Source organism: Streptomyces sp. NPDC016309 (assembly GCF_043077235.1).
Lineage (GTDB): Bacteria > Actinomycetota > Actinomycetes > Streptomycetales > Streptomycetaceae > Streptomyces.
Genome location: NZ_JBIBSG010000012.1, coordinates 81,222 through 107,493 on the forward strand (window position 1 = coordinate 81,222; position 26,272 = coordinate 107,493).

Genomic DNA, 26,272 nt, shown 5'->3' on the forward strand with positions numbered 1-26,272 from the left:
CAGGGCCGTGGTCAGGGCCGTGGTCAGGGCCGTGGTCAGGGCCGTGGTCAGGGCCGTGGTCAGGGCCGTGGTCAGGGCCGTGGTCAGGGCCGTGGTCAGGGCCGTGGCCCGGCTCCGCGGGCCGGTCCGCCGTGGAGCGGGGACGGCACGGTGCCGTGCGACGGGCCGCGGTGGGCCCGGGGGCCCGGCACCGGCGTCCCGGGCGGGACGCGGTGCCAGGGGTGGCCGTGCGTACGGGTCAGACGCCCGCGCCGAGCACGGAGTTGATGCGCTGCGGGTCACCGCACACGATCAGCAGGGCGCTCGCCCGGGTCATCGCCGCCGGGAGGGCCCGGGCGGCCGCGTCGTCATCGCCGCCGTTGACCGCGACGACGACCACGGGACGGGCCGAGGCGCGTTCCACGGCAGCGGCGTCGGCGAAGAACACGTCGTCGCGGGCGTCGTGCTGGGCCCAGTAGGACGCGTCGCCGAAGGACAGCTCGTGGGTCGCCCACGGGTGCGGGTCGCCGGTGGTCAGGACCAGGATGTCGCCCGGGGCCCGGCCGGTCTCGAGCAGCAGGTCGACCGCCTCTTCGGCGGCGTCGAGCGCGCCGTCCGCGGGGGCGGGGACCAGCTGGACCTGCGGCTGTGAGGACGACGGGGACCGCGGCGCGGAACGATTCTCCGGCCGGGGCGTCGGGGGCTGCACCGGGCCGGCGTGCTGGCGCGGGGACGCCGGGGGCGCGGGCCTGACCGGGCCGGGGCCCGGACGGCCGGGGCGCGGCGAGGCCGCGGAACGCGGACCGGGTACGGGTCGGGGGGTCGGCGCGGGGCGGCCGGTGGCCGGAGTGGCGCGGGGACCCTGGGCACTCTCGTGAATCTGAGGCTCCTCGGGGGTGAGAGGCATGACTGGATGTCTATCAAACACCGGTGCGAGTGGCACCGGCGGGTGGCGCATTCATGCGCCGCGGAACGGAAGTCTCATCCGTGCGACGCGTGGACGCGGCCTGCTGTTGGGCTGGGCGCTGCCGGGCGTTCAGAAGTCGAAGCCGAGTTGGCCCCCGCTTTCCAGTGCGGCCGCCTCGGCGGAGACGCGGACCTTCTTGAGGTGCCGCCACCGGGGCAGCGCGTCCAGGTAAGCCCAGCTCAGCCGGTGGTACGGCGTGGGACCCCATTCCCGGAGCGCCGCCTTGTGCACCGGCGACGGGTACCCGGCGTTGTCCCCGAACCCGAAGACAGCGCACTGGGCGGACTCCGCCTCCAGCTCCGCCATCATCGCGTCCCTCCGCACCTTGGCGATCACCGAGGCGGCGGCGACCGCCACACAGGACTGGTCGCCCTTGATCACCGTACGGACCCGCCAGGGGTCCCCCAGGTAGTCGTGCTTGCCGTCCAGGATCACCGCGTCGGGCCGCACCGGAAGGGCGTCCAGGGCGCGCACGGCGGCGAGCCGCAGTGCCGCGGTCATCCCGAGCTCGTCGATCTCCTCCGGGGAGGCGTGCCCGAGGGCGTGGGAGGTGACCCACTTCTCGAGCTCCTCGGCCAGTTCGGCACGGCGCTTGGGGCTGATGAGCTTGGAGTCGGTCAGTCCGGCCGGGGGCCGGCGCAGTCCGGTGACAGCGGCACAGACCGTGACGGGACCGGCCCACGCCCCGCGTCCGACCTCGTCGACTCCGGCGATGATCTTGGCGCCGGTGGTCGCCCTGATCGAGCGCTCGACGGTGTGGGTGGGTGGTTCGTACGGCATGGCGCCAGACAGGTTACGCCGCCCGGGGCCGCCCGCGATACCCGGATTGTGTTCCGCCCGCCGGGCGACCCGGCGGCCGACTCCCGCTCACCGGGCCGGGGGGCGCAGGAGCGGAATCATGACCCGATCGATCATCTCCGCCACATCGGCGTCGGTCCATTCGCTGGCGCACATTTTTGACCGGTACATCATCAGGGCGGGCACCACATCGCCAACCATGCGGTCGGTCGCGTCGGCCCGGACGTCACCGCGCTCGATTCCGCGGCGTACGACCTCCTGAAGGAGGCGGGTGAACGGTTCGATCACTCCGTCCACGATCAGCCCCTGGAACCGCCGGGCGGTCACGGTGTCGCATTCGTGAATGACCGCACGGAGCGCCTGGCCGGGCTTGGAGTACATCGCGTCCCGCATCCGGAGGCAGACGGCGGAGAGATCCGCACGGATGCCGCCGAGATCGGCCGCCTCGTCGAACGTCGGAAGTCCGGCCCGGAGGGCGTCCGCGACCAGGTCCTCCTTCGAGGGCCAGCGCCGGTAGACGGCGGCCTTGCCGGTCCGAGCCCCGGCCGCGACGCCCTCCATGGTCAGCCCGTTCCAGCCGACCGTGCTGAGCTGGTCCAGCGCGGCATCGAGGATCGCCCGCTCCAGCACGGCACCCCGGCGCCGCAGGGACACCGGACGCGGCCGGGCGGCGGCCGGCGAAGGCGTAGTAGCCATCAACAACTCTCCATCAGGGGAACTCAGTTGAAACCCGGTTGACTTCCGGAAGTGATCAGTGAACGGTTGCGTTCACTGATGGGGACTCACTACCGTTGCCGAGCAGTGAACGGGCACGTTCACTAACTCGCTCATGGGGGAACCATAGTGACAACCTCTCCACCCGTAACACAGACCAAGCCGGGCGCGGCCCGCCGGGAGGGGCGGCCCGGCGTCGCCCTCACCGTCATCGCCGCCTGCCAGTTGATGGTCGTGCTGGACGCCACGATCGTGAACATCGCGCTTCCCCACATCCAGGACGCGCTGTCCTTCTCGACCACCGACCTCTCGTGGGTGCTCAGCGCGTACACCCTCACCTTCGGCGGTCTGCTGCTGCTCGGCGGCAGGGCGGGCGACATCCTGGGGCGCCGCCGGGTCTTCATGACCGGGATCCTGGTCTTCACCTTCGCCTCCCTGCTGGGAGGGTTCGCCCAGGAGCCCTGGCAGTTGCTCGCCGCACGCGCGCTCCAGGGCGTGGGCGGGGCGATAGCCTCGCCGACCTCCCTCGCCCTCATCACCACGACGTTCCCCGAAGGGCCCGAGCGGAACCGGGCGTTCGGGGTCTTCGCCGCGGTCTCGGCGGGAGGCGGCGCGATCGGCCTGCTGGCCGGCGGGATGCTCACCGAGTGGCTCGACTGGCGCTGGGTGCTCTTCGTCAACGTACCGATCGGTGTGCTCATCGCCGTACTGGCGCCGCTCTACATCAACGAGTCGGAACGGCACCCGGGCCGGTTCGACGTCGCGGGCGCCCTGACGTCGACGCTCGGCATGGCCTCCCTGGTGTACGGATTCATCCGCGCCTCCGAGGAGGGCTGGCGCGACTCGCTCACCATCGGGTCCTTCGCGGCGGCCGTCGTCCTGCTGACCGCCTTCGCGGTCATCGAGTCGCGGGCCCGCGAACCGATCACTCCGCTGCGGATGTTCGCCGACCGCAACCGCTCCGGCACGTACCTCATCATGCTGAGCCTGGCCGCCGCCATGTTCGGGATGTTCTTCTTCATCGTTCTGTTCGTCCAGAACGTCCTGGCCTACAGCCCCATCGAGTCCGGGCTCGCCTTCCTGCCGGTGACGGTCGCGATCATCACGGGAGCGGGGCTCTCGCAGCGGCTGCTCCCGGTCCTGGGGCCGAAGCCGTTCATGGTGACGGGCTCGGCGATCACGGGCGTGGGCCTCTTCTGGCTGACGCTCATCTCGCCGGACAGTTCGTACGTGGGCGGGGTCCTCGGTCCGATGGTGCTGTTCGGCTTCGGCATGGGGCTGAACTTCGTGACGCTGACGCTGACGGCCGTCTCGGGCGTCGCACAGCACGAGGCGGGCGCCGCCTCCGGACTGCTCAACGCCACCCAGCAGGTGGGCGGTTCCCTGGGCCTGTCCATCCTGGTCACCGTGTTCGGCACGGCGAGCCGGGAAGAGGCGGAGAAGCAGGTGCCCGCCTTCCTGGCGCAGGCCACCCCGCAGCAGCGGGAGCAGTTCGCCGCGACCCGCGAACTGCCCGCGCCCTGGGGCCACGACGTGCTGACGGCCGGCATCTCCAGCGCCTTCACGGCTGCCGTGGGCATGGTCGCGGTGGCGCTGATCGCCGCGCTGGTCGTGGTGCGGGTCCGCAAGAGCGACCTGGAGGCGCTCAACGGCACGGCGGAAGCGGCCGGGCCGGCGGGGCCCGGGGTGTAGCCGCGGTGGCGGTCCGTCCTCCCCCGCCGCGAGGGGGAGGACGGGCGGCCGGGCAAGACGATGCGGACACGACCTAGCGGTCGTCGTCCGAACCGTGCTCCCCTTCGGAACCGTGGTCGTCGTCCGAGCCGTGGTTCTCGTCGTAGTAGTAGTCGCCGAACGGGTCGTCGCCCTCGTCGCGCCCCGGTGCGCAGACATAGCCGGTGACCGAGACGCCGCGCGTGTCGATGATGTCCTGGGCGCGTGCCTCGCCCCGGCTGACCGCGTACCAGGGCGTCTCGTCGGCGTCCAGGTCCCGTGCGATGTGCCGCAGGGCACAGGACCGCAGCGGCTCGGGCAGCCGGTCGAGAGCGGGCACGGCATCGGCCGACAGGCCGTCCAGATAGCCGATGTCGATCTTCCCGGTCCTCTCGTAGCGCTGTACGTTCCGCTCGGCGACGAGCCCGTCCGGTGACAGCAGCCCGAAGGCGAGGACACCGGCCGCCGCGCTCGCCGCGACGGCGCGCGGCAGCGGCAGCCGACGGGCGCCGAGCAGGCCGGCCGCCATGATCAGTACGAGGACGACGCCGAGCCACAGCTCCATGGCGGCCACCGAGACCCGCAGCCGGGTGAGCCCGTACGCGTCGACGTACAGGTCCATCCGCCGCAGCGCGGAGGCCACCACCACCAGGGTGAGCACGCACAGGGTGCCGAGGACCGACCGGACCAGGGTGCGGTCGCGGGCACCGTCCCGGGGCGCCCAGCGGAGGGCCAGGCCGATGACGACGAGCGTGAGCAGGGTGGCCCACAGGAGCTGCCAGAAGCCCTGGCGCGCGTACTCGGCGTAGGTGAGGCCGGTCTGGCTCAGCACCTTCTCGTACCCGCCGAAGAGGACGGCGAGCTGGACGGCGTTGAACACCGCGAAGAGCACGTTGAGGACGATGAGCGGCAGCGCCCATTCGAGGCGGGCGCGCGGGCGGCCCGGGGGTACGTGGAGGCGGTCCCACCGCAGCGGTGCGGCGGCCGTACGGGCGGCGGCGATCGCGCCCACCAGGCCGAACGCGAACAGGATGGTGCGCCAGGGCCCCTCGGTGACGGACACGTCCGGCATGAGGGAGCCGAGCAGGTCGGCGAAGGCGGCGTCGGCGCCCGCGAAGAGCGCGCCGAACACGACCAGCAGGCCCACCGCCACCGCGGTCGTACGCAGCACCGGGCCCATCCGCCCCTGGGCGCCGCCCGCCCGCTCCCGCAGCCCGTGCCAGGCCCAGACCAGGCCCGGACCGGTGGAGTGGAAGAGGCCGATGGGGCTGAAGAGGATGCCCCGCCAGGTGCGGCCGCCGTGCAGGGCGAGCGCCGCGAGGTTCAGCGCGGCGACGACGGCGAGGAAGGTGGGCCAGCCCGCGTCCCGCAGCGCGGGCACCGCCAGCAGGGCCAGTCCGCCCACGCCCCAGACCACGGTCCAGGGGCGGAACCGCCGGCCGGCCGCCGCGGCGGCGAAGTAGGCGGCGAGGGCGGCCGGTACGGCGACGATCAGCAGGTTCAGGCCCATGCCCTCACCGAGCAGGAGTGCGCTCAGGACGGCGGTCGCCAGGGCCGACCACAGGGCCGGTGCCGTCATCGGCGCGGGCGGGCGCGGGCGTATGCGCGTCAGCAGAGGCGGAACCTGCGGTGGGGGCGGCCGGTACCCCGGCGGTGCGGCCGCCGGCCACCCGGGTGCCGCGCCCGCGCGGGACGGCGCGTGCCCGTGACCCCGCCAGGGACCGGATCCAGGTCCGTGTCCGTGTCCGGGCCCGTGACCCGGTGCCGGTGGCTGTGCCTGGCCATGCCCGTGACCCGGTGCCTGGCTCTGCCCGTGCCCCTGGCCCGCAGCGGTCGCGTGACCGGCACCCGGAGTGGCCGTACGGGAAGCGGCGCCGGGGGCCGGGGCCTTGTCGAGGAGGCCCTGAGCCGCAGCCTTGTCCGCGGAACCCGGGGCCGGGGAGACCTTCGGGGCTGCCGGGGCCTTTGGGTCTTCTGTGGCTGCCGGGGCCTCCGGGGCTCCCGGTACATCCGAGGGCGCCGGACCCCGCGCGTCCTCCGGCAGCGGCCCTTCCGGCGCCCCTTCCGGTGCCCCTTCCGGCGCACCGTTCGGCGCACCGTTCGGCGCACTTCCCGACGGCTCCTCCGGGGGAGGTGACGATGATGGCGATGCGGACGGCGTGTCTGGCACGGGACCCCCTCCCGACCGGGGCCCTGGCCGCACGGCGGCGGTGTCGTACGGGCCCGGCCTCTGGTCAGCGCGCACTTGTCATGATCAAGGCGGCGGCGTGGCCGAAAGGGTAGCCCGGAAGCGGGCGGGTTCCCGTCCGGCCGCCGGGCTGTGGCAGGACCGTGACACTCGGGTCAGCGGGCGAGCGGTCCCGTGGGCACCCAGCCGGGCAGCGCTTCCGTCCGGTCCAGCCACTCCGCCGGGGGCGCACCGGCGGCCGTGGCGGCCACCACTCCCCCGGCGATGGCGCACGTCGTGTCGACGTCCCCGCCGACCTGCGCCGTGGTCCAGAAGGCCCGCTCGTAGTCGCCCAGGGCGCGGGCGGCCGACCAGAGGGCGAAGGGCACCGTGTCGTGGGCGCTGGTGCGCCGGCCGCTGCCGAGCACCGCCGCGACGGTCGCCGCGTCGCCGTAGTCGAGCATGTCCCGGGCGCGGCGCAGTCCCGCCCCGACCGCGCTGCGCGGCACGAGCGCGACGACGCCGTCGAGCAGCGTCTCCGGCGTGGGCGGTCCCGCCGGGTCGGCCGCGAGGGCCGCGGCGGCGGCGACCGCCATGCACCCGACGACGGCCTCCCGGTGCTGGTGGGTGGTGTACGAGGAGATCTCGGCCTGGTGGGTCGCCTGCTCCGGGTCGTCGGCATACCAGGCGCCGAGGGGGGCGATGCGCATGGCCGCGCCGTTGCCCCAGGAGCCCTGCCCCTTGAACAGCCCGGCGGCCAGTTCCCGCCAGTCGCCGCCCTCGCGGATCAGCCGGAGCATCCGGTTGACGGCGGGCCCGTACCCGCGGTCGAAGTCGTGGTGCTCGGCGAACGAGCGGGCGAGCGCGTCCTGGTCGACGCGGTCGTGCTCGGCGAGAACGGCCAGCACGGAGCACGCCATCTCGGTGTCGTCGGTCCACTGCCAGGTACCGGGCGGCAGCTCGCGCCGCTTGAGCAGGGGATAGTGGGCGGGTACGAAGAACTGGGAGCCCAGGGCGTCTCCCACGGACAGGCCGCGCAGGCTGGCCAGGGCGCGTTCGAAGCGCCGGTCGGAAGAGGAGTCAGCGGTCATCGCCCTGCCACTCTATCCGGGTGCCGTACGGCTCGGGGGCACGCCAGCGCTCGAACGGCCGGTCCAGCGCGTAACGCCCGTCCTCTCCCAGCAGGAGCATCCGGACGTCGCCGTTGCGCGGGTTGGACAGCGACTCGAATTCCGCGACCGTCCAGTGGAACCAGCGCATGCAGAACAGCCGCATGGTGAGCCCGTGCGTCACGAGCAGGACGTTCGGCGGGTGGTCGGGCGCCTCGAAGCTGCGGTGGAGGCTCTCCAGGAAGGCGCCGACCCGGTCGTACACGTCGGCCCCCGACTCGCCCTGGGCGAACCGGTAGAAGAAGTGGCCGTAGGCGTCCCGGTACGCCTTCTGGCGCCGGACGTCCTCCCGGTCCTGCCAGTTCCCCCAGTCCTGCTCCCGCAGCCGGGGCTCCTCCCGGACCCGTACCAGCGCCGGGTCCAGCCGCAGCGCCCGGAAGGTCTCGTGGGTGCGGCGGTACGGGGAGATGTAGACGCTCACGCGCTCGTCCCCGAAAACGGCCCGCAGCCGCTCCCCGGCCGCCTCGGCCTGCCGCCTCCCCCGCTCGGTGAGCCCCAGGGCGTGGTCGGGCTCGCGTTCGTACACGGTGTCATCGGCGTTGCCCTCCGATTCGCCGTGCCGTACGAGAACGATGCGCCGCGGTCGTGCCATGCCACGACCCTAGAACGCCCGCTCCGGGGCGGCTCGGCCGGGACCGGCGCCCGCCCTCCGTCCGGCGTACCACCGAGGCGGCATCCCGCCACAGCCCACCGCCACCGCCGGCCCGCCACCGCCACCGCCCGGCCGGCGGCGCGCCCAAGCCGCTCAGACCGTCCAGGCCGCTTCCAGGTCCACCACGTCCCCCGACAGGGCCGCCACGTCCGCCTCGATCTGCGCGCGCAGGGCCAGCCGTTCCACGCGCTCGGTGCGGTACTTGCCGTGCTCGGCGGCCGAGCGCCACATCGACAGGACGAGGAACTCGTTGCCCGGCGCTTCCCCGAACAGCCCGCGCAGCATCCCGGGCGAACCGGCCATCGCGGGGTTCCACACCTTCTCCTGCATCAGCGCGTAGTGCTCGACCCGCTCCTCGTGGATCCTGCTGTGCGCGACGCGGACGACGTCGGCGTCGGTGAAGCGGGGCTCGAAGCCGGTCTTCACGTCGAAGCGGTGCTCGAACAGTTTGACCTGGGCGTCCTTGAACGTGCCCGACTGCGCGGCCGCCAGCCGGTCGTGCGAGCGCGCCATGAACGAGTCGTAGAAGGGCCGGCTCTCCCAGAAGGAGAAGACATGGGCGACACCCGGCCGGCTACGGCTCCAGCCGCCCCCTTGGCCACGGAAACCCGGCTCACCCAGCAGCCCCGCCCACTTCCGCTGCCCCCGCTCGAACCCACGACGGTCCACCACGGTGCAGCGAATCCACTTGACCAGCACCGCGCCATCGTACGGCGCCGGGCCGGGCCCCGGCCCCCGTCCCGCCCACCCCGTCCGATCGGCCACCCGCCCCGGCACACACGTCCGACGGGGGTCGAACGGCCCGCACAATGGCGCGACGAGCTGCCCCGGCAGCGTCCGGCACGCCGGATCCCGCAGTGAGCGCGTGACACCATGGCACGGGCAAGGAGCGTTCCGTCACGGGCGGTTGGCCCGGCCCGTGGGAGAGCAGGAGAGAGGGGAATCCCGTGAGCAGTGCCAACAAGGGGGTCGGCAAGGTCGAGGTGACACTCAAGTGGGACCCGAGCCCCGCCGGTGCCCCCGACCGTGATCTCGACATCATCGCCGCCGTCTACCGGGCCGAGGAGCCGCACGGCGCACCCGCTTATCTGGTGCACTTCGGCAGCCGTTCCCCGGACGGGACGATCACCCTCCAGAGGGAGAGCCGCACCGGGCAGGGCTTCGGTTTCGACGAGGCCATGACGCTGGAGCTGAACCGGCTGTCACCGGAGTACGCGCGCGTGGTGGTGGGTGTGGCCATACAGCAGGGCGGCGGACGCACCACGTTCGGCGACATCGCCAACGCCCTGGTGCTCGTGAAGGAGGGGTACCGGGAGCTGGACGGCTACGGCTTCGCCGACCTCGGCGAGGCCACGGCCGTGACCGTCGTGGAGTTCTTCCGCGACGCCGGCGGAGGCTGGGCCTGGCGCCGTGCGGTCCGCGGATTCGACGCCGACCCGCAGGCGTTCACCGAGCTGATGGGCGCCGAGCAGGCCTAGGTCGTGTCCACCCCGGCGCCCGGCGCACCCGGACGGCGCGGGAACGGGGACAGCACGGGCACGGGGACGGGGACAGCACGGAACGGGAGCGGGGACGGGAGGGCCGGAACGATCCGGCCCTCCCGTCCCCGTCGAGCGCTCAGCGCCCGGGCGTCAGCTGCAACCGCTGGTCGAGCCGCAGCCCTCGCAGATGTAGCAGGAACCGGCGCGCTGCATCTTCGTACCGCACGAGAAGCAGAGCGGGGCGTCCGCGCTGATGCCGAGCTGCATCTCGACGAGCTCCGCCGAGGTGTGCGCCTGCTTCGGGGCGGGAGCCTCCGCCTTCGCCGGCGCGGCGGCGGCCGCGACGGCCTTGGGGGCCTCCTGCTGGCGCGGGGCGGACTGGGCCAGGCCCTCGACGTCCACCTCGACGTCGTCGGACTGCTCGTACGAGCCGGTCTCCAGGTGGCGCTGGCGCTCCTCGGCCGAGTGGATGCCGAGCGCGGAGCGCGTCTCGAACGGCAGGAAGTCGAGCGCCAGGCGGCGGAAGATGTAGTCGACGATCGACTGCGCCATCCGCACGTCCGGGTCGTCCGTCATACCGGCCGGCTCGAAGCGCATGTTCGTGAACTTGGAGACGTAGGTCTCCAGGGGCACGCCGTACTGGAGACCGACCGAGACGGCGATGGAGAAGGCGTCCATCATGCCCGCGAGGGTGGAGCCCTGCTTCGACATCTTCAGGAAGACCTCGCCGAGACCGTCGTCCGGGTAGGAGTTGGCGGTCATGTACCCCTCGGCGCCGCCCACCGTGAAGGAGGTGGTGATGCCGGGGCGGCCCTTGGGGAGGCGCTTGCGGACGGGGCGGTACTCGACGACCTTCTCGACCGCCGCGCGGATCGTCTCCTCGGCCTTCTCCGTGACCTCGGCCTTCTCCTGCTCCTTCTTCTTGGCGGAGAGGGGCTGGCCGACCTTGCAGTTGTCGCGGTAGATGGCGAGCGCCTTGACGCCCATCTTCCACGCCTCGAAGTAGACCTCCTCGACGTCCTCGACGGTGGCCGTCTCGGGGAGGTTGACCGTCTTGGACAGCGCGCCGGAGATCCACGGCTGGATCGCGGCCATCATGCGGACGTGCCCCATCGCGGAGATGGAACGCTCGCCCATGGCGCAGTCGAAGACCTCGTAGTGCTCCGGCTTCAGACCGGGCGCGTCGATCACGTTGCCGTGCTCGGCGATGTGGGCGACGATCGCCTCGATCTGCTCCTCGTGGTAGCCGAGGCGGCGCAGCGCCTGCGGCACGGTGCCGTTGACGATCTGCATCGAGCCGCCGCCGACCAGCTTCTTGAACTTGACCAGCGCGAGGTCCGGCTCCAGGCCGGTGGTGTCGCAGGACATCGCCAGGCCGATGGTGCCGGTCGGGGCGATGACGGAGGCCTGGGCGTTGCGGAAGCCGTTCTTCTCGCCGAGGCGGATCACGTCCTGCCAGGCCTCCGTGGCGGCGGCCCAGATCGGGGTGTCCAGGTCGTCCATGCGGACGGCCTTGGCGTTGGCGTCGGCGTGCTGGCGCATGACGCGCTTGTGCGGCTCGGCGTTGAGGGCGTAGCCGTCGTACGGGCCGACGACCGCGGCCAGCTCGGCGGAGCGCCGGTAGGAGGTACCGGTCATCAGCGAGGTGATGGCGCCGGCGAGGGCGCGGCCGCCGTCCGAGTCGTACGCGTGGCCGGTGGCCATCAGCAGGGCGCCGAGGTTGGCGTAGCCGATGCCGAGCTGGCGGAAGGCGCGGGTGTTCTCGCCGATCTTCTGGGTCGGGAAGTCGGCGAAGCAGATGGAGATGTCCATCGCGGTGATGACCAGCTCGACGACCTTGGCGAAGCGCTCGGAGTCGAACGACTGGTTGCCCTTGCCGTCGTCCTTGAGGAACTTCATCAGGTTCAGCGAGGCCAGGTTGCACGAGGTGTTGTCCAGGTGCATGTACTCGCTGCACGGGTTCGAGCCGTTGATCCGGCCGGACTCCGGGCACGTGTGCCAGTGGTTGATGGTGTCGTCGTACTGGATGCCGGGGTCGGCGCAGGCCCAGGCGGCCTCGGCCATCTTGCGGAAGAGCGACTTGGCGTCGACCTCCTCGATGACCTCGCCGGTCATGCGGGACGTCAGGCCGAACGTGCCGCCCTGCTCGACGGCCTTCATGAACGTGTCGTTCACACGGACCGAGTTGTTGGCGTTCTGGTACTGGACGGACGTGATGTCGTCGCCGCCCAGGTCCATGTCGAAGCCCGCGTCACGCAGGGCGCGGATCTTCTCCTCCTCCTTGACCTTGGTCTCGATGAAGTCCTCGATGTCGGGGTGGTCGACGTCCAGGATGACCATCTTGGCGGCGCGGCGGGTGGCGCCACCGGACTTGATCGTTCCGGCGGAGGCGTCGGCGCCGCGCATGAAGGAGACCGGGCCGGAGGCGTTGCCGCCGGAGGAGAGCAGCTCCTTGGAGGAGCGGATGCGGGAGAGGTTCAGGCCGGCGCCGGAGCCGCCCTTGAAGATCATGCCCTCTTCCTTGTACCAGTCGAGGATCGACTCCATGGAGTCGTCGACGGACAGGATGAAGCAGGCGGAGACCTGCTGGGGCTGCGGCGTCCCGACGTTGAACCACACCGGCGAGTTGAAGCTGAAGATCTGGTGCAGGAGGGCGTACGCCAGTTCGTGCTCGAAGATCTCGGCGTCCGCGGGGGTGGCGAAGTACTGGTGGTCCTCGCCGGCCTTGCGGTAGGTCTTCACAATCCGGTCGATGAGCTGCTTGAGACCGGTCTCGCGCTGCGGGGTGCCGACGGCCCCGCGGAAGTACTTGCTGGTGACGATGTTGACCGCGTTCACCGACCAGAAGTCGGGGAACTCGACGCCACGCTGCTCGAAATTGACCGAGCCGTCGCGCCAGTTGGTCATGACGACGTCACGACGCTCCCACACGACCTCGTCGTACGGATGCACGCCGGGGGTGGTGTGGATGCGCTCGATGCGCAGTCCCTTGTTCACCTTGGAGCCCTTGGTACGGGACCCTCGTGCCGGGCCGCTCGCCGTCTCTGTCATGCCGCCTCCCATATACGGGCAAAAACACCCTGAAGTGCCCAGATCTTCCCAAGGCACATTTTCTGTCTGCTGTCCCGGACGCCACGCACAGCGCCCGTGACACGTCGATGTCCGCTCAGCCGCCTGCCGCCGGCCCCTCGCCGGGCCGGATCAGTCGGCGGCGGTGGCGGGAACCGGGACCCCGGGGGTCGCTCCGGTTCCGCCGTCCTCCACGGGGGGCCGCTGCTCGCGGAGTTCCGCGATGGCGGCCTCGAAGTCTTCGAGTGAGTCGAACGCCCTGTACACGGACGCGAAGCGCAGGTACGCGACGAGGTCGAGTTCCTGCAACGGGCCCAGTATGGCGAGTCCGACGTCATGAGTGGTCAGCTCCGCACTGCCGGTGGCGCGCACCGCCTCCTCGACCCGCTGGCCGAGCTTGGCGAGGGCGTCCTCGGTGACCGGCCGCCCCTGGCACGCCTTGCGCACTCCCGAGATGACCTTGCTGCGACTGAAGGGCTCGGTGACCCCGCTGCGCTTGATCACCATGAGCGACGCGGTCTCCACCGTGGTGAAACGGCGGGAGCAGTCGGGACACTGCCGGCGGCGGCGGATGGCCGTTCCGTCGTCGGTGGTGCGACTGTCGACGACACGGCTGTCGGGGTGCCTGCAGAAGGGGCAGTGCATCTCCCAACCCTCCTTCACAGCACGACTGAATAGCCTCGTCAGGGCCGTGAGAGCCCCTCGAAGCAGCCACAAGCATAGGCGATGACCACGCCCCCGACAGACCGGGGGACCACAACTTGTGGGTGGCCGGTGCAATCCAACCACTAGATCTGGGGTCGAGTCGTCTTTTCGGGACCTGACGCGTGTCGCGCGCCATGGCCTCGGGGACAGCCCCAGAGCCTACGGGAAGCGCGCGGCGCCCCGGATCGCGGGGGGCGGCACGCCCGCCCGGGCCGAGGTCCACGAAAGGCCGCCCAGGCACCGGAAGGGCACCGCCCGGCGCCACACGGGGACGGCCGGAGGCCCGGGGCCGGCCGCTCCGGGGCCCTCTGCCCCGGAACGCGGCGCACACGCCCAACGCGGGCCGTCGTGACGGCGCGTAGTCGCCCGCACACACCGGCGCACTGGGGGCGGAGGTCGCCGTACGGGTCATGGAAGGCCGCCCGCGAACCCACCGGGTCCGGACCCGGGCCGGGCGCCCGCCGGTGGCCCGGGCCCCGCCCGCGGGCCCTCCTCCCCCTCCTCGGCGGCCTGGAGCGGCAGCGGGGGCCTCCGGCGGGCCCGCCTCGGGCGGCGGCGTCGCCACGGGGGCTCCGCAGGGCGGGCCATGAGGGTCCGAATTCGCAGGAGCGAACGCTCGGAACCGTTCCGTCGGCGCCCCGGTTCCCGCGTCCTCCCGGGCGGGCGTTACGGTGATGACCGGATCACCCCGGCCTCGCGCGGCCGGAAAGTGATCGCACATACACCTCGACACACGCACACGTAAGCCAATCTGCGATTTTTCACTCGAACGTGTGTTTGGCGCAACCTTTCGAAAGCAACTACCGTTGTCCAGCTAGGGAGACCATTCGAGAGGGGCCGCCGACGTGACCACCACCGCAGACACCGCCACCATCACTGCCCAGGACCGCTCCCAGAGCCGACTCGAGCCGGTGCATGCCATGAACGAGACGAACACGAACGCGGAGGGGCCCAAGCCCACTCGCTCGCTGCCCGGCCGACCTCCAGGCATCCGGGCGGACAGCTCCGGGCTCACGGACCGGCAGCGGCGGGTCATCGAGGTCATCCGGGACTCGGTCCAGCGGCGCGGTTACCCGCCGTCGATGCGGGAGATCGGCCAGGCGGTGGGACTGTCCAGCACCTCGTCGGTCGCCCACCAGCTGATGGCCCTGGAGCGCAAGGGCTTCCTGCGCCGGGACCCGCACCGGCCCAGGGCCTACGAGGTCCGCGGGTCCGACCAGCCGAGCAGCCAGCCGACCGACACCACGGGCAAGCCCGCCGCGTCGTACGTCCCGCTCGTCGGCCGTATCGCGGCCGGCGGACCGATCCTCGCCGAGGAGTCGGTGGAGGACGTGTTCCCCCTCCCCCGCCAGCTCGTCGGTGACGGAGAGCTGTTCGTGCTGAAGGTCGTCGGCGACTCGATGATCGAGGCCGCCATCTGTGACGGCGACTGGGTGACCGTCCGCCGCCAGCCCGTCGCGGAGAACGGCGACATCGTGGCGGCCATGCTCGACGGCGAGGCCACGGTCAAGCGCTTCAAGCGCGAGGACGGCCATGTCTGGCTGCTCCCGCACAACGCGGCGTACCAGCCCATCCCCGGCGACGAGGCCACGATCCTCGGCAAGGTGGTGGCCGTACTGCGGCGCGTGTGACACACCGCGCCGGCTCCGACCGGGCCCCGGGACCCACTGCGCCGGTCCCGGGGCCCTACCTGTCTGCCGAGGGCCTCGCCGCTCCCCCGCCGGTCCTCCGCCTCTCCCGCTCCCCCGCCTCTCCCTAGGGGGTGGACTTGGCGGCGGCGTCGATGGCGGCGAGCGAGCGCCGCACCTGGTTGCGGTCGGTCGTGTACCAGAAGTCGGGCAGCGAGGCCCGCAGATAGCTGCCGTACCGGGCGGTGGCCAGGCGCGGATCCAGCACCGCCACCACCCCCCGGTCGCCCGTCGCCCGCACCAGCCGGCCCGCGCCCTGCGCCATCAGCAGCGCCGCGTGCGTCGCGGCGACGGCCATGAAGCCGTTGCCGCCCGCCTCCTCCACGGCCTTCTGCCGGGCGCTCATCAGCGGGTCGTCGGGCCGGGGGAACGGAATGCGGTCCATCACCACAAGCTGGCAGTTCGGTCCGGGCACGTCCACGCCCTGCCACAGCGACAGCGTGCCGAACAGGCAGGTCTCCGCGTCGGCGGCGAAGTTCTTGATCAGCTCGCCCAGGGTGTCCTCGCCCTGGAGGAGGATCGGCTTGTCGAGCCTGCCGCGAAGCTCCTCGGCGGCGGCCTGGGCCGCCCGCATGGACGAGAAGAGGCCGAGGGTCCGCCCGCCGGCCGCCTCGACCAGCTCGGCCAGCTCGTCCATCATGTCGCCGCGGCTGCCCTCCCTGCCCGGTGTGGCCAGGTGCTTCGCCACGTACAGGATCCCCTGCTTCGGGTAGTCGAAGGGCGAACCGACGTCGATGCCCTTCCACACCGGCACGTCCTCGTCCTCCGTGCCCACCGTGCCCTCCGGGGGCAGCCCCAGCGAGGCGCCCACTCCGTTGAAGTCACCGCCCAGCTTGAGCGTGGCCGACGTGAGGACGACCGAGCGCTCGGCGAAGAGCTTCTCCCGCAGCAGACCCGAGACCGACAGCGGCGCCACCCGCAGCGACGCCCCGAAGCGGTCGTGCCTCTCGTACCAGACGACGTCGTACTCGGAGCCCTGGGTGATGCGCTCCGCCACGTCGTGCACGGTCTCCACGGAGGCCCTGGCCTGCTTGCGGACGGCGTCCTCGTCCTGCACGGACTTGTCGCGGGTGGTGCCCAGCGCCGAGACGACCGCGCGCGCCGCGTCCCGCAGCGCCATCAGCGCGTACCCCAGGTCCTCGGGGATCTCCTCCAGCCGGCCGGGCAGGGCCAGCTCCATCAGCCGCTCGAAGCCCTCGGCCGCCGTCTGGAGCTGGTCGGCGACCTTCTCGTCGACCAGCTTGGCCGCCCGGCGCACCGCGCGGTTGACCTGGCCGGGGGTGAGCTCACCGGTCGCGACGCCGGTGACCCGGGAGACCAGCTCGTGCGCCTCGTCCACGATCAGGACCTCGTGCTGCGGCAGCACCGGGGCGCCCTCGATCGCGTCGATCGCGAGCAGGGCGTGGTTGGTGACCACGACGTCGGCGAGCTTGGCGCGCTCGCGCGCGGCCTCGGCGAAGCACTCCGCCCCGTACGCGCACTTCGACGCGCCCAGGCACTCCCGGGACGTGACCGACACCTGCGACCAGGCGCGGTCGGACACACCGGGCGTCAGGTCGTCCCGGTCCCCGGTCTCGGTGTCGTCGGACCAGTCGCGCAGGCGCAGCAGGTCCTGGCCGAGCTTGCTGGTCGGCGCGGCCGCCTCGAAGGGGTCGAAGAGGCCGTCCTCCTCTTCCTGCGGAACGCCCTCGTGCAGCCGGTGCAGGCACAGGTAGTTCGACCGCCCCTTGAGCATCGCGAACTCCGGGCGGCGCCGGAGCTGCGGATGCAGGGCGTCCACCGTGCGCGGCAGGTCGCGCTCGACGAGCTGGCGCTGGAGGGCCAGCGTCGCCGTCGCGACCACCACCCGGTCCCCGTGCGCCAGCGCGGGCACCAGGTAGCCCAGCGACTTTCCGGTGCCGGTGCCGGCCTGGACCAGCAGGTGGGAACCGTCGTCGATGGCCTGCGCCACGGCCTCGGCCATGGTGACCTGGCCTGGCCGTTCCACGCCGCCGACGGCGGACACGGCGGCGTGGAGGAGCTCGGGGAGGGATGGCTTCGTCATAGCCCGTCCACCCTACGGCGCGCCACTGACAACCGGGTCACGCGAGCGGGTTGGGGACGGTGCCGTGGATGGCCGCGTGCGGCCGCTCGGCCCGGTCGCGGTAGCCGTCCAGGTGCAGTCGGTTCCGGTTGAGGCACAGCCGCTCGATACGGGGCGTGAGCAGGTCGAACAGCTCGTAGCGGTCCTTGAGCTCCGGGAAGCGCGCCTGGTGCCCCAGGATCTCCGCCCGGACGAGTGACCAGAAGTCCCGCTCGGGCACGTCCAGTTGCTCCTCGCACAGCGGCGCCAGGTAGCGGAAGACGCCCACGAAGAGCCCCGAGTGGATGAACTGGGTCAGGAACGCCGGCTCCTCGGTGAGGAGCACCGCCCGTACGTCCTCCGGCATCGAGTCGAGCTCGGGGACGGGACGGGCGCTGACGTTGATGTCGTCGACGAAGTCCTTGATCGCCAGCCGTACCGGCACGTCCCGGCCGTCGAAGACCACGATGGTGTTCTCGCCGTGCGGGGAGAACACGGTGCCGTAGCGGTAGAGGAAGTGCAGCAAGGGGGGCAGCAGGGCGGCGAAGAGGTGCCGCAGCCAGTCCACGGGGTCGAGACCCGACCGGGCCACCAGCTCGGCGGTGAAGGAGCGGCCGGCGGGGTCGGTGTGGAGCAGGGCCGCCAGGGTGCGGGCGCGCTCGCCGGGAGGAAGGCGCAGGGGCTCCCGCCAGATCGCCCCGAGCAGTTCCTTGTACTGGTACGGGGCCTCCGGCAGGTGGTCGTACAGGGGGTGCTCGACCGTGACGGAGGCGACCTCGCCCAGGAGGACGACCCCGCAGTCGTCGCGCAGGAACGGGTCCGCGTCGCGCAGGGCGTGCACCCAGGAGGTGACGGCGGGGGCGGCGAGGGTGCGCTCGGTGGGCAGTCCGCGCCAGACGAGGGTGTTCAGGACGGACAGCGGCAGTTTCACGCTGAACCGGTCGGGCCGGCTGACGTTGAGGAACGTACGGATGGACTGCTGGGGCAGGCGGAGGTCGCCGTCGGCCGGGAGCGGCACGATGGTGCCCTCGGCGATGGCGGGCGCGTAGAGCGGCAGCAGCACCTCGTCCCACTGCCAGGGGTGCACGGGGAGGTAGAGGTACGCCGCCGGGTCGAGGCCGCGGGCCCGGAGCTCGGCGGCGAACGCGTCGCGCGGCCCGGGGTCGAGTTCCCGGTCGTAGAGGTGCCCGGGGGTGGGCAGCGCGGGGACACCGCGGTAGGAGGCGAGGGACGTGCTGACGGCGATCCAGGGAAGCGGGGCGGCGCGGCGTGCTTCCGGCGCCCACCGGGCGGCGTCGCCGGCGGAGAAGCCGATGCGGCCCTTGTTGAAGACGATCCACGGGTGGCCGGTCTGGTGGCCTTCGAGTTCCGCGTAGCCGAGGTCGGCGAGCCGGTCGGCGGTGAGCGCCGTCCGGTCCAGCCGGGTGTCGGCGGCGAGCGTGGTGGTCAGCTCGCGGAGGAGGTGCCCGAGCGTGGCGCCGTCCAGGCGGAGGAGCCGGCGGGCCCGGACGAGGAAGTCCAGGGGGTCGGTGAACGGCTGCCCGTCCCGGGTGATCGACCCGGGGTCGACCCGCCAGCTCCCGTAGGCGGTGCGGCGCGCGTGGAAGGCCAGCTCGGTCCCGTCGTCGAGGCGGAGCGTGTACGGCGCCTCCGGCTCGGACGGGTCGGCGCGGTCGGACGGGTTCGTGGGCGGCCGCCCGCCGGCGGGGGCGGCGTCGGGCGTGGTGGCCGGCCGGGCGGGCTCGATGATCTCCTCATACGCGAACTCGCCCAGCATCTTGGCCAGGAGATGGCGCGAGGCGCGCGCCCACGCCTCCGGGTTCAGCTCGGGCGGGGCCGGCGGGGACGGCGGTGCGGTGGAGGGTTGCGGCGCGCGGCGGGACGGCGGCACGGGCCGTGCGGGCGCGGCGGGCGGGGCCGTGGTGGCAGGCGCGGCGGGCGGGGCCGTGGTGGCGGGCGGGGCGGGCGCGGTGGTGCTGGTCGGCGGCATGGGCGGCTCGGCGGAGTCATGGGTGGCAGGCGGTTTCGGCACGGGGACTCCTCGGGTGGGAACCGATGCGGGTCGAGCGGGTATGGAACGCGGCGGGTGGTTCACAGCAGGTGTCGCAGACGGCGGTCGCGGATCACCAGGGCGGCTCGCTTGTCGGGGAGGTCGAGTTCGGCGGAGAAGCGGAAGCCCGCGCTCAGGAAGGCCGACACGGACGGCGTGTTGCGGATGTCCGGTTCGGCGATCACCCGGGCGCAGCGCGGGCGGTGGTCGAGGACCAGGTCGGAGACCGCCCGGAGCAGGGCGGTGCCCACGCCCCGGCCGCGGTCGCCGACGCCCCCGACGAGCAGGTGGACACCGGTGTCGTGGGGGCGGGCCGGGTAGTGGCGGGCCAGCGGGTCGAGGTCGGCGCGGTAGATCTCGAAGTAGCTCATGGGCGTGGCGCCGAGCACGCCCAGGCACGGCACGCTGCGCCCGTCGCCGTGGAGTTGGGCCCGTACGTGGGCCTCCGTGACCGACTCGGCTCCGGCGAGCTCCCAGAAGGCGGCGACCGCGGGGTCGTTCATCCACCGGCTGATCAGGGTCAGGTCGCGCTCGATGCGTACGGGGACGAGCCGGAACTCACCGAACGGGGTGGTGGTGGGGCCCCAGTCGGCGACGGCGTCCAGCAGTTCGCCGTCGCCGCCGGCCGGGGACCGCGGTCCGGGATCCGGCCCGTCCGGCCCGCCGAGCAGGGTGATCAGCTCGTCGGGCAGCCGTAGGTCCAGGGTGTCCTCCGTGCCCACGCCGGCCGTGGCGGGGGAACCGGATCCGGTGGCGGAGCTCGCGTCGGTGGGAGGCACGGGGCGCTGTCCTCTCGGCGTTCGGGTGGGGGCGTCGCGTCAGCGGCGGAGGGGGTTGGCGATGGTGACGTACACGGACTGGGTGTCGACGGGCCCGACGAGCTCGTCGAGGCCGTGCAGCCGGGTCAGCAGGTTGGCCTTGCAGCGCAGGGTCGGGCTCTCCAGGAGCCGGGCCGGCAGCGGTGAGCCGAGGCCGGTGGTGGTGGTGAGGAACCGGCGGAAGGCGGCCAGGAGGAGCCGTTCGTCGGCGAGGCGCTGGGCGCCGAAGGCGCCGATCAGGCCGAAGACGTTGTTGATGGCGAGGTAGTAGGCGAACCGCTCGTCGGTGACGTCGTCGGAGACGAAGGTGTCGCTGCGGGTGCCGATGCCGGGGAGCCGGCGTTCCAGTGCGGCACGGTGCGACTCGCGGAAGTAGTAGCCCTGGTTGTCGCGGTAGCGGCCGCCGCGGGGCCACCCGTCCGGGTCGAGGATGACCAGGGTGTTCTGCTGGTGGGCCTCCAGGGCCACGCCGGCCGTGCCGTCGAGCCAGAGGACGGGGCGGACGACCTGGTCGAGGTAGCGGAGGAACCACTCGGCGGCGACGGCTCCGGTGGGCCGGCCGGTGCGGGCGGCGAGCCGGGAGACGGTGAGGGCCAGCCGGGAACGCATTCCGGTGCTGCCGGGCCAGGGGCGCGGGGCGGTGAGGCCCGCGATGCAGACGGCGTCGTCCCCGATGCCGAAGGGGTTGTGGCGGAGGATGACGTCGAGTCCGGGGACGGGTTCGCCGGCCGGGGTGTCGACGGCGAGCCAGGCCGGGTCGCGCACGATGTCGAAGTGCGGGTGGGCGGCCTGCCACTCCTCGGCGAGGCCGGTGCGCAGCAGCCGGTGCACCTCGACGCCGCGGTGCAGTTCCTTGCGGAGGTTCTCACGGCGGGAGTTGGTGATGCGGACGCCGAGGGACAGCTTGAGCATGGCCGGGGCGCCGGGCCGGTGGACGGTGCGGACGGAGGAGGTGGGGTGCCAGTGCTCGCCGTGGGCGCCGAGGTCGTGGAGCAGGCCGGCGGAGAGGAGTTCGGCGACGGCGGGGCGGTGGCGCAGGTCGCGGGCCTGCCAGGGGTGCAGCGGGAGGGCGGCGGTGCCGGCGGGCAGGGGGAGGTCGCCGGCGAGGCGGGCGGTGAGGTGCTCGGCGGTACGGGGGCGGCCCTGTTCGGTCCAGGCGGAGTCGGTGGCCAGCACGGACCGGTCGACGGCCATCCAGTGCAGCGGGAAGGAGCCGTTCACCTCGGGCGAGTAGAGCGCGGCCTCGGCGTCGGAGAGGCCTTCGCGGCTCTTCGGGGTGGGGTGGAGGGGGTGGCCGAGGAGGAGGGACTGCTCGGCGGTCAGGAAGAGGTCGGCGTCGGCGGTGGGTCCGGGGTGCCGGCGGCGGTGGGCGATGAATCCGGCGGTGCGGCGTACGGAGTCGGCGACCCGGCTTACCAGGTCGGCGCCTTCCCGGCGGTCGCCGGCGGGGCCGGACTCGCGGCTGATGAGGGCGGCGAGGGTGACGGCGTCCACGGGCGGGGCGCCCGGTGGGGCGCCTTCGAGGGCGGGCGGTCCGAAGCGGTGCCAGCCGGTGGGTGACCAGTGGTGGACGGGGACGAGGAGGGCGGTCCCGGAGGCGCCGAGCGGCACGCGGAGGGTCGTGCCCGCCGGCGGGGGCGGGTTCTTCTCCCGTACCCAGCAGCGCAGCAGGTTCTCGGTGGCGGCGGCGTCCGCGGCGTGGTGGGCGTCCGGATGGTCCAGGGGGTCGAGGGGGTCGTCGTGCGTTCCGCTGCCGGGTGCGGTGCCCGTGGCCGCCGGAGCGGGGCCGGGCAGGTCTTCGTACCCCCCGGAGTGCTGGCGCGGCACGGTCGTCGACTCGCCCGGGAGGACGCCGGGGGCGGTGGGAGGGCCGTCGGCGCCGGGTGCTGCGGGGACGGGAGTGGGGTTCACGGCGTGGGACTTTCTGGTGAGGAGGTGCGGGTTCAGCGGGACGGACCCGGGTCGCCGGTGTGCGGCGGGGTGCGCTCGGCGGCGGCCAGGGCGTCGGCGAAGCGGTCGAGGACGGCGACGGCCTGGCCGTCGGTGAGCGTGAGCGGGGGCAGGAGGCGTACGACGGCGTCGCACCGGCCGCCGAGTTCGACGATCAGGCCGCGCCGGAGGCACTCGCGCTGGACGGCGGCGGCGAGGGCGGCGTCGGGGGGCGGAACGTCGGCGGTGGTGTCGGGGTCGACGAGCTCGACGCCGATCATGAGTCCCCGGCCGCGCACGTCACCGATGCGGGGATCGGCGGCGGCCAGGCCCTGGAGCTGCCCCAGCATGCGCCCCCCGAGGATGGCCGCCCGCTCGGCGAGGCGGTTCTCGCGTACGAAGGCGAGGGTGGCGGCGCCGGCCGCCATGGCGAGCTGGTTGCCGCGGAAGGTGCCCGCGTGGGCGCCGGGCCGCCAGACGTCGAGGGCGGACCGGTAGACGATGACGGCCAGGGGGAGGGAGCCGCCGATGGCCTTGGACATCACCATCACGTCGGGGACGACACCGCTGTGCTCGACGGCCCAGAACGCGCCGGTGCGGCCGACGCCGGTCTGCACCTCGTCGGCGATCAGCGGGATGCCGCGGTCGGCGGTGAGTGCCCGCATCCGGCGCGTCCAGCCGTCGGGGGCGGGGATGACCCCGCCCTCGCCCTGGACGGGTTCGAGGATCATCCCGGCGGGCGCGGGGACACCGGACTTGGGGTCGTCGAGGAGGCTCTCGGTCCAGCGGGCCGCGATGTCGGCGCCGCGCTCGCCCCCGACACCGAAGGGACAGCGGTAGTCGTACGGGTAGGGCAGGCGGGTGACCGTCACGTCGGTGGCGCCGCCGGAGGCGGCCAGGGCGCCGGCCGTCATGCCGTGGTAGGCCCCGGTGAACGCGAGCAGGCCCTGGCGGCCGGTGGCGTTGCGCACCAGTTTGAGCGCCGCCTCGACCGCGTCGGTGCCGGCCGGTCCGCAGAACTGGACGCGCGCGTCGTCGGCGAGCGGGCGGGGCAGCGTGGCGAACAGCTCGGTGGTGAAGGCGTCCTTGACCGGAGTGGCCAGGTCGAGGACGTGCAGCGGCGCTCCGGAGTCGAGGACCTTCCTGATCGCCTCCAGGACCACCGGGTGGTTGTGGCCGAGCGCCAGGGTCCCCGCTCCGGAGAGGCAGTCGAGGTAGCGCCGGCCGTCGGCCCCCTCGATCGTCAGCCCCCGGGCCCGGACCGGGACGATGGGCAGGGAGCGCGCGTAGGTGCGGGCGGCCGATTCGCGCAGCGACTGGCGGCGCAGGATCCCTTCGTGCGCGGACGTCGGTGCCACCGGTGGGGATTCGGTCACGGCCACTGCTTCGGGTCCTCCCGGTCGTGTTGCGTAGTCCGTCGGTGTGTAGCTCATCCGTCCGGGGCCCGTGGTGCTTACCGGCCTGATGTCCCCCGTACGTACCAACGAGCGTGACCGTTCCGGATCACGGGCTGCGGGAAGATCCTTCCGGTCGGGGAACCACGGCCCTGCCGTACGCCGTCCCCATCGGCACCGGCATAGTGGGGGCCGCACTCCGGTGCCGAAGTCCAGCCGAGTTCAGACGTGCTCCGTCACGAAGTCCCAGGGGGATCAACGACATGCGACCCATTCGTCCGCTGCTCGCCGCAGCCTCCGTCGCCGCGGCGCTGGCGCTGACGGCCACGGCCTGTGGCCCGAGCGAGGACAACGCGGGCGGTGAGCCGACCGCTTCAGCCGAACGGCCGTCCGACGGGAAGATCACGATCCCGGACGACCTGAAGGACCGGCTCAAGGAGCACGGGATCGACCTGGACAAGTGGAGGAACGGGGAGTGGAAGAACTGGGACAAGGACACCTGGCTGCGTGAGGCCAAGGACTTCGTCAACCCGATCATCGAGGACCTGTGGGACCCGGACCGGATGCGGGACGCGGAGCAGCCCGAACGGCCGGTCGAGGACGGGGACATCGACGGTGACGAGGGCGTCACGGACCCGACGCCCGAGCCGGTCGACGCGACGCCGGTGAAGACCCCGTACCACTCGGGCGTCCCGGAGGCCGGCAAGGTCCTGTTCGACGGCCCCGAGGGCTCGATGGTCTGCTCGGCGACCGTGGTGAAGGACCCGGCGCACCCGGGCAAGTCCAACCTCGTCTGGACGGCGGGCCACTGCGTGCACGCCGGCAAGGACGGCGGGTGGTACCGCAACATCGCCTTCGTCCCCTCGTACAACGACGGCGGCCGGACCGGTGCGGCGCTGGAGAGCGCCACCCGGGAGGACATGGCGCCGTACGGCGTGTGGTGGGGCGACTGGGCGCAGACCTCCGAGCAGTGGATCTCCCAGGGTGCCGCCACCGGCGGCAAGGGCGCTCCGTACGACTTCGCGGTGATCCACGTGACGCCGGAGAAGGGCGGCAACGGCAAGTCGCTGGAGGAGACGGTCGGTTCGGCGCTCCCGGTCGACTTCGACGCCCCGGCGGTGCCGCAGATCGCGAGCATGGAGGCGACCGGTTACCCGGCGGCGCCGCCGTTCGACGGCCAGCAGATGTTCCAGTGCGCGGACAAGCCGGGCCGGCTGTCCCTGGAGGCGGACCAGCCGACGATGTACCGCATCGGCTGCACCATGACGGGCGGTTCCTCCGGTGGTGGCTGGGTCGCCCGGGGCGACGACGGCAAGCCGGCGCTGGTGTCCAACACCTCGATCGGCCCGGTGACGGCGGGGTGGCTGGCCGGTCCGCGCCTGGGTGCCGAGGCGAAGGGCGTGTACGAAGAGGTCAGCAAGAAGTTCGCGGGGCGGTAGCCCCCGGGGCTCGGGGCGGGGCGCCCGGTGCGGACCGGGCGCCCCGCCGGGCCGGGCGGGCGCGACCGCCGCGACCGGCCCCGCCGGGCCGGCTCCGCGCGCCTCGTGGAGACTCCGTGCAGGTCACCCGGGGTGGCAACGGCCGCCGGGCGCACCGGCATAGAGTGAGGGCGCATGTCCTGACGGGCGGTCCGGGAAGACCGCCCGTTTGTGTGTCAGGTTCATGGCACGCCGTTCCACGCACGCGTTTTCAGGGGGAATCGTCACCATGCGATCCATACGTCCGTTGCTGGCCGTCACCGGCCTGGCGGCGGTGCTCACACTGACGGCCACCGGCTGCGGCCCCACCGAGGACGAGGCAGCCGGCCGGCCAGCCTCCTCCAGCCCCGCCGGATCCGGAGCCGGCGGCGCGGACCTGCCGGCCGACCTCGCCGACAAGCTCAGGGAGCACGGGGTCGACCCGGAGAAGTGGAAGAACGGCGAGTGGAAGAACTGGGACAAGGACACCTGGCTGCGTGAGGCCAAGGACTTCGTCAACCCGGTGATCGAGGGGCTGTGGAAGCCCGAGCGGATGCGGTCCGCCGAGTCGCCGCGGAAGACGATGGCCGCCGGCACCGGCTCGGCCGACCAGGGCGCCACGGATCCGGAGCCCCGGCCCGTCCGGGCGGTGGCGGAGGAGAAGCCGTACCACCGCAACGCCGCCCCGGTGGGCAAGGTCTTCTTCGACTCCCCCGAAGGCTCGATGGTCTGCTCGGCGACCGTGGTGAAGGATCCCGCGAACCCCGGCAGGTCCAACCTCGTCTGGACGGCCGGCCACTGCGTGCACGCCGGCAAGAACGGTGGCTGGTACCGCAACATCGCCTTCGTCCCCGCGTACAACGACCTGGGCAAGTCCCCGGCCGAGCTGGAGAACGCCCGCCCCGAGGAGGTCGCTCCCTACGGCGTCTACTGGGCGGACTGGGTCTCGACCTCCGGCGAGTGGATCTCCCAGGGCGGCCCCACCGGCGGCGAGGGCGCCCCGTACGACTACGCCGTGATGCACGTGAAGCCGGAGAACGGCACCAGGTCCCTGGAGGAGACGGTGGGCGTGGCCCTCGATGTCGACTTCGGCGCCCCCGAGGCGTCGGCCGTCCCCGCCATGGGCGCCTGGGGTTACCCGGCCGCCCCGCCCTACGACGGCGCCCTGATGCACAAGTGCGTCGACCGGCCCGGCCGGCTCACCCTCGCGCCCGGCACGCCGACCATGTGGCGGATCGGCTGCACCATGACCGGCGGGTCCTCCGGTGGCGGCTGGTTCATCCAGAAGCCCGGCAACAAGCTGGCCCTGGTGTCCAACACCTCCATCGGCCCGGTGACCGCCGGCTGGCTGGCCGGCCCGCGCCTCGACCGGGGCGCCGAGCGGATCTACACCACGATGAGCGACAAGTTCGCGGGCCGGTGACCGGCCCGTACGCCCGGTGACAAGCGGAAAGGCCCGCCCC

The 26,272-nt window shown here is 72.9% G+C and carries 19 protein-coding genes; 5 read left to right on the plus strand and 14 right to left on the minus strand.

Annotated features, from left to right (window positions below; translation table 11 throughout):
• Positions 1 to 238: 238 nt before the first annotated feature.
• From ACF068_RS27295 to ACF068_RS27305, 3 genes are all read right to left on the minus strand, one after another.
• On the minus strand, positions 239 to 886 hold the full coding sequence (locus tag ACF068_RS27295) for a hypothetical protein (RefSeq protein WP_392276944.1): 648 nt from the start codon (positions 884 to 886) through the stop codon (positions 239 to 241).
• A 129-nt stretch (positions 887 to 1,015) separates the two neighbouring features.
• On the minus strand, positions 1,016 to 1,726 hold the full coding sequence (locus tag ACF068_RS27300) for a ribonuclease HII (protein ID WP_392276945.1): 711 nt from the start codon (positions 1,724 to 1,726) through the stop codon (positions 1,016 to 1,018).
• Between the two features lie 87 nt (positions 1,727 to 1,813).
• The gene (locus tag ACF068_RS27305; RefSeq protein WP_392276946.1) at positions 1,814 to 2,440 is read right to left on the minus strand and encodes a TetR/AcrR family transcriptional regulator; all 627 of its coding nucleotides are present in this window, start codon (positions 2,438 to 2,440) and stop codon (positions 1,814 to 1,816) included.
• A 147-nt stretch (positions 2,441 to 2,587) separates the two neighbouring features.
• Here ACF068_RS27305 and ACF068_RS27310 point away from each other — a divergent pair, with 147 nt between their 5' ends.
• A complete protein-coding gene (locus ACF068_RS27310) occupies positions 2,588 to 4,150 on the plus strand; it encodes an MFS transporter (protein WP_392276947.1) in 1,563 nt (520 codons plus the stop codon).
• A gap of 73 nt (positions 4,151 to 4,223) precedes the next feature.
• Here the strand turns inward: ACF068_RS27310 and ACF068_RS27315 are convergent, their stop codons facing one another.
• The 4 genes from ACF068_RS27315 to ACF068_RS27330 form a co-directional block, all read right to left on the minus strand.
• On the minus strand, positions 4,224 to 6,212 hold the full coding sequence (locus ACF068_RS27315) for a DUF4153 domain-containing protein (protein ID WP_392277001.1): 1,989 nt from the start codon (positions 6,210 to 6,212) through the stop codon (positions 4,224 to 4,226).
• Between the two features lie 299 nt (positions 6,213 to 6,511).
• Complete coding sequence (locus ACF068_RS27320; RefSeq protein WP_392276948.1) at positions 6,512 to 7,426, minus strand: ADP-ribosylglycohydrolase family protein; 915 nt, start codon at positions 7,424 to 7,426, stop codon at positions 6,512 to 6,514.
• Positions 7,416 to 8,096 (minus strand): histidine phosphatase family protein, encoded by a 681-nt coding sequence (locus tag ACF068_RS27325; RefSeq protein WP_392276949.1) that lies wholly within the window; start codon positions 8,094 to 8,096, stop codon positions 7,416 to 7,418. Before ACF068_RS27325 ends, ACF068_RS27320 begins: the two co-directional genes overlap by 11 nt.
• A 153-nt stretch (positions 8,097 to 8,249) precedes the next feature.
• A complete protein-coding gene (locus ACF068_RS27330) occupies positions 8,250 to 8,855 on the minus strand; it encodes a YdbC family protein (RefSeq protein WP_392276950.1) in 606 nt (201 codons plus the stop codon).
• Between the two features lie 248 nt (positions 8,856 to 9,103).
• Here ACF068_RS27330 and ACF068_RS27335 point away from each other — a divergent pair, with 248 nt between their 5' ends.
• Positions 9,104 to 9,634, plus strand: a complete 531-nt coding sequence (locus tag ACF068_RS27335) for a TerD family protein (protein WP_392276951.1) — start codon at positions 9,104 to 9,106, stop codon at positions 9,632 to 9,634.
• A 153-nt stretch (positions 9,635 to 9,787) separates the two neighbouring features.
• On the opposite strand, the gene ACF068_RS27340 is transcribed toward ACF068_RS27335, so the two are convergent.
• A complete protein-coding gene (locus ACF068_RS27340) occupies positions 9,788 to 12,688 on the minus strand; it encodes a vitamin B12-dependent ribonucleotide reductase (RefSeq protein ID WP_392276952.1) in 2,901 nt (966 codons plus the stop codon).
• A 150-nt stretch (positions 12,689 to 12,838) separates the two neighbouring features.
• Entirely contained in the window at positions 12,839 to 13,351 is a 513-nt protein-coding gene (nrdR, locus tag ACF068_RS27345) for a transcriptional regulator NrdR (protein ID WP_392276953.1), read from the minus strand.
• 905 nt (positions 13,352 to 14,256) lie between these two features.
• Here nrdR and lexA point away from each other — a divergent pair.
• Positions 14,257 to 15,042 carry a transcriptional repressor LexA gene (lexA, locus tag ACF068_RS27350; protein ID WP_392276954.1) on the plus strand — a complete coding sequence of 262 codons (786 nt, stop codon included), beginning with the start codon at positions 14,257 to 14,259 and terminating at the stop codon, positions 15,040 to 15,042.
• Positions 15,043 to 15,166: 124 nt separating this feature from the next.
• Here the strand turns inward: lexA and ACF068_RS27355 are convergent, their stop codons facing one another.
• From ACF068_RS27355 to ACF068_RS27375, 5 genes are read right to left on the minus strand one after another with little or no spacing between them, the layout of a single operon-like run.
• On the minus strand, positions 15,167 to 17,143 hold the full coding sequence (locus tag ACF068_RS27355) for an ATP-dependent DNA helicase (protein WP_392276955.1): 1,977 nt from the start codon (positions 17,141 to 17,143) through the stop codon (positions 15,167 to 15,169).
• A gap of 37 nt (positions 17,144 to 17,180) precedes the next feature.
• Positions 17,181 to 19,193 (minus strand): IucA/IucC family protein, encoded by a 2,013-nt coding sequence (locus ACF068_RS27360; RefSeq protein WP_392276956.1) that lies wholly within the window; start codon positions 19,191 to 19,193, stop codon positions 17,181 to 17,183.
• 59 nt (positions 19,194 to 19,252) lie between these two features.
• Positions 19,253 to 19,990 (minus strand): GNAT family N-acetyltransferase, encoded by a 738-nt coding sequence (locus tag ACF068_RS27365; RefSeq protein WP_392276957.1) that lies wholly within the window; start codon positions 19,988 to 19,990, stop codon positions 19,253 to 19,255.
• Positions 19,991 to 20,029: 39 nt separating this feature from the next.
• Positions 20,030 to 21,940 carry an IucA/IucC family protein gene (locus ACF068_RS27370; RefSeq protein ID WP_392276958.1) on the minus strand — a complete coding sequence of 637 codons (1,911 nt, stop codon included), beginning with the start codon at positions 21,938 to 21,940 and terminating at the stop codon, positions 20,030 to 20,032.
• 32 nt (positions 21,941 to 21,972) lie between these two features.
• The gene (locus tag ACF068_RS27375; RefSeq protein ID WP_392276959.1) at positions 21,973 to 23,340 is read right to left on the minus strand and encodes a diaminobutyrate--2-oxoglutarate transaminase family protein; all 1,368 of its coding nucleotides are present in this window, start codon (positions 23,338 to 23,340) and stop codon (positions 21,973 to 21,975) included.
• Between the two features lie 275 nt (positions 23,341 to 23,615).
• Between ACF068_RS27375 and ACF068_RS27380 the strand changes: the two genes are divergently transcribed.
• Positions 23,616 to 24,791, plus strand: a complete 1,176-nt coding sequence (locus ACF068_RS27380; RefSeq protein ID WP_392276960.1) for a trypsin-like serine peptidase — start codon at positions 23,616 to 23,618, stop codon at positions 24,789 to 24,791.
• A 268-nt stretch (positions 24,792 to 25,059) separates the two neighbouring features.
• Positions 25,060 to 26,232: a trypsin-like serine peptidase gene (locus ACF068_RS27385; RefSeq protein ID WP_392276961.1), complete on the plus strand. Its 1,173-nt coding sequence runs from the start codon at positions 25,060 to 25,062 to the stop codon at positions 26,230 to 26,232.
• Positions 26,233 to 26,272 lie beyond the last annotated feature (40 nt).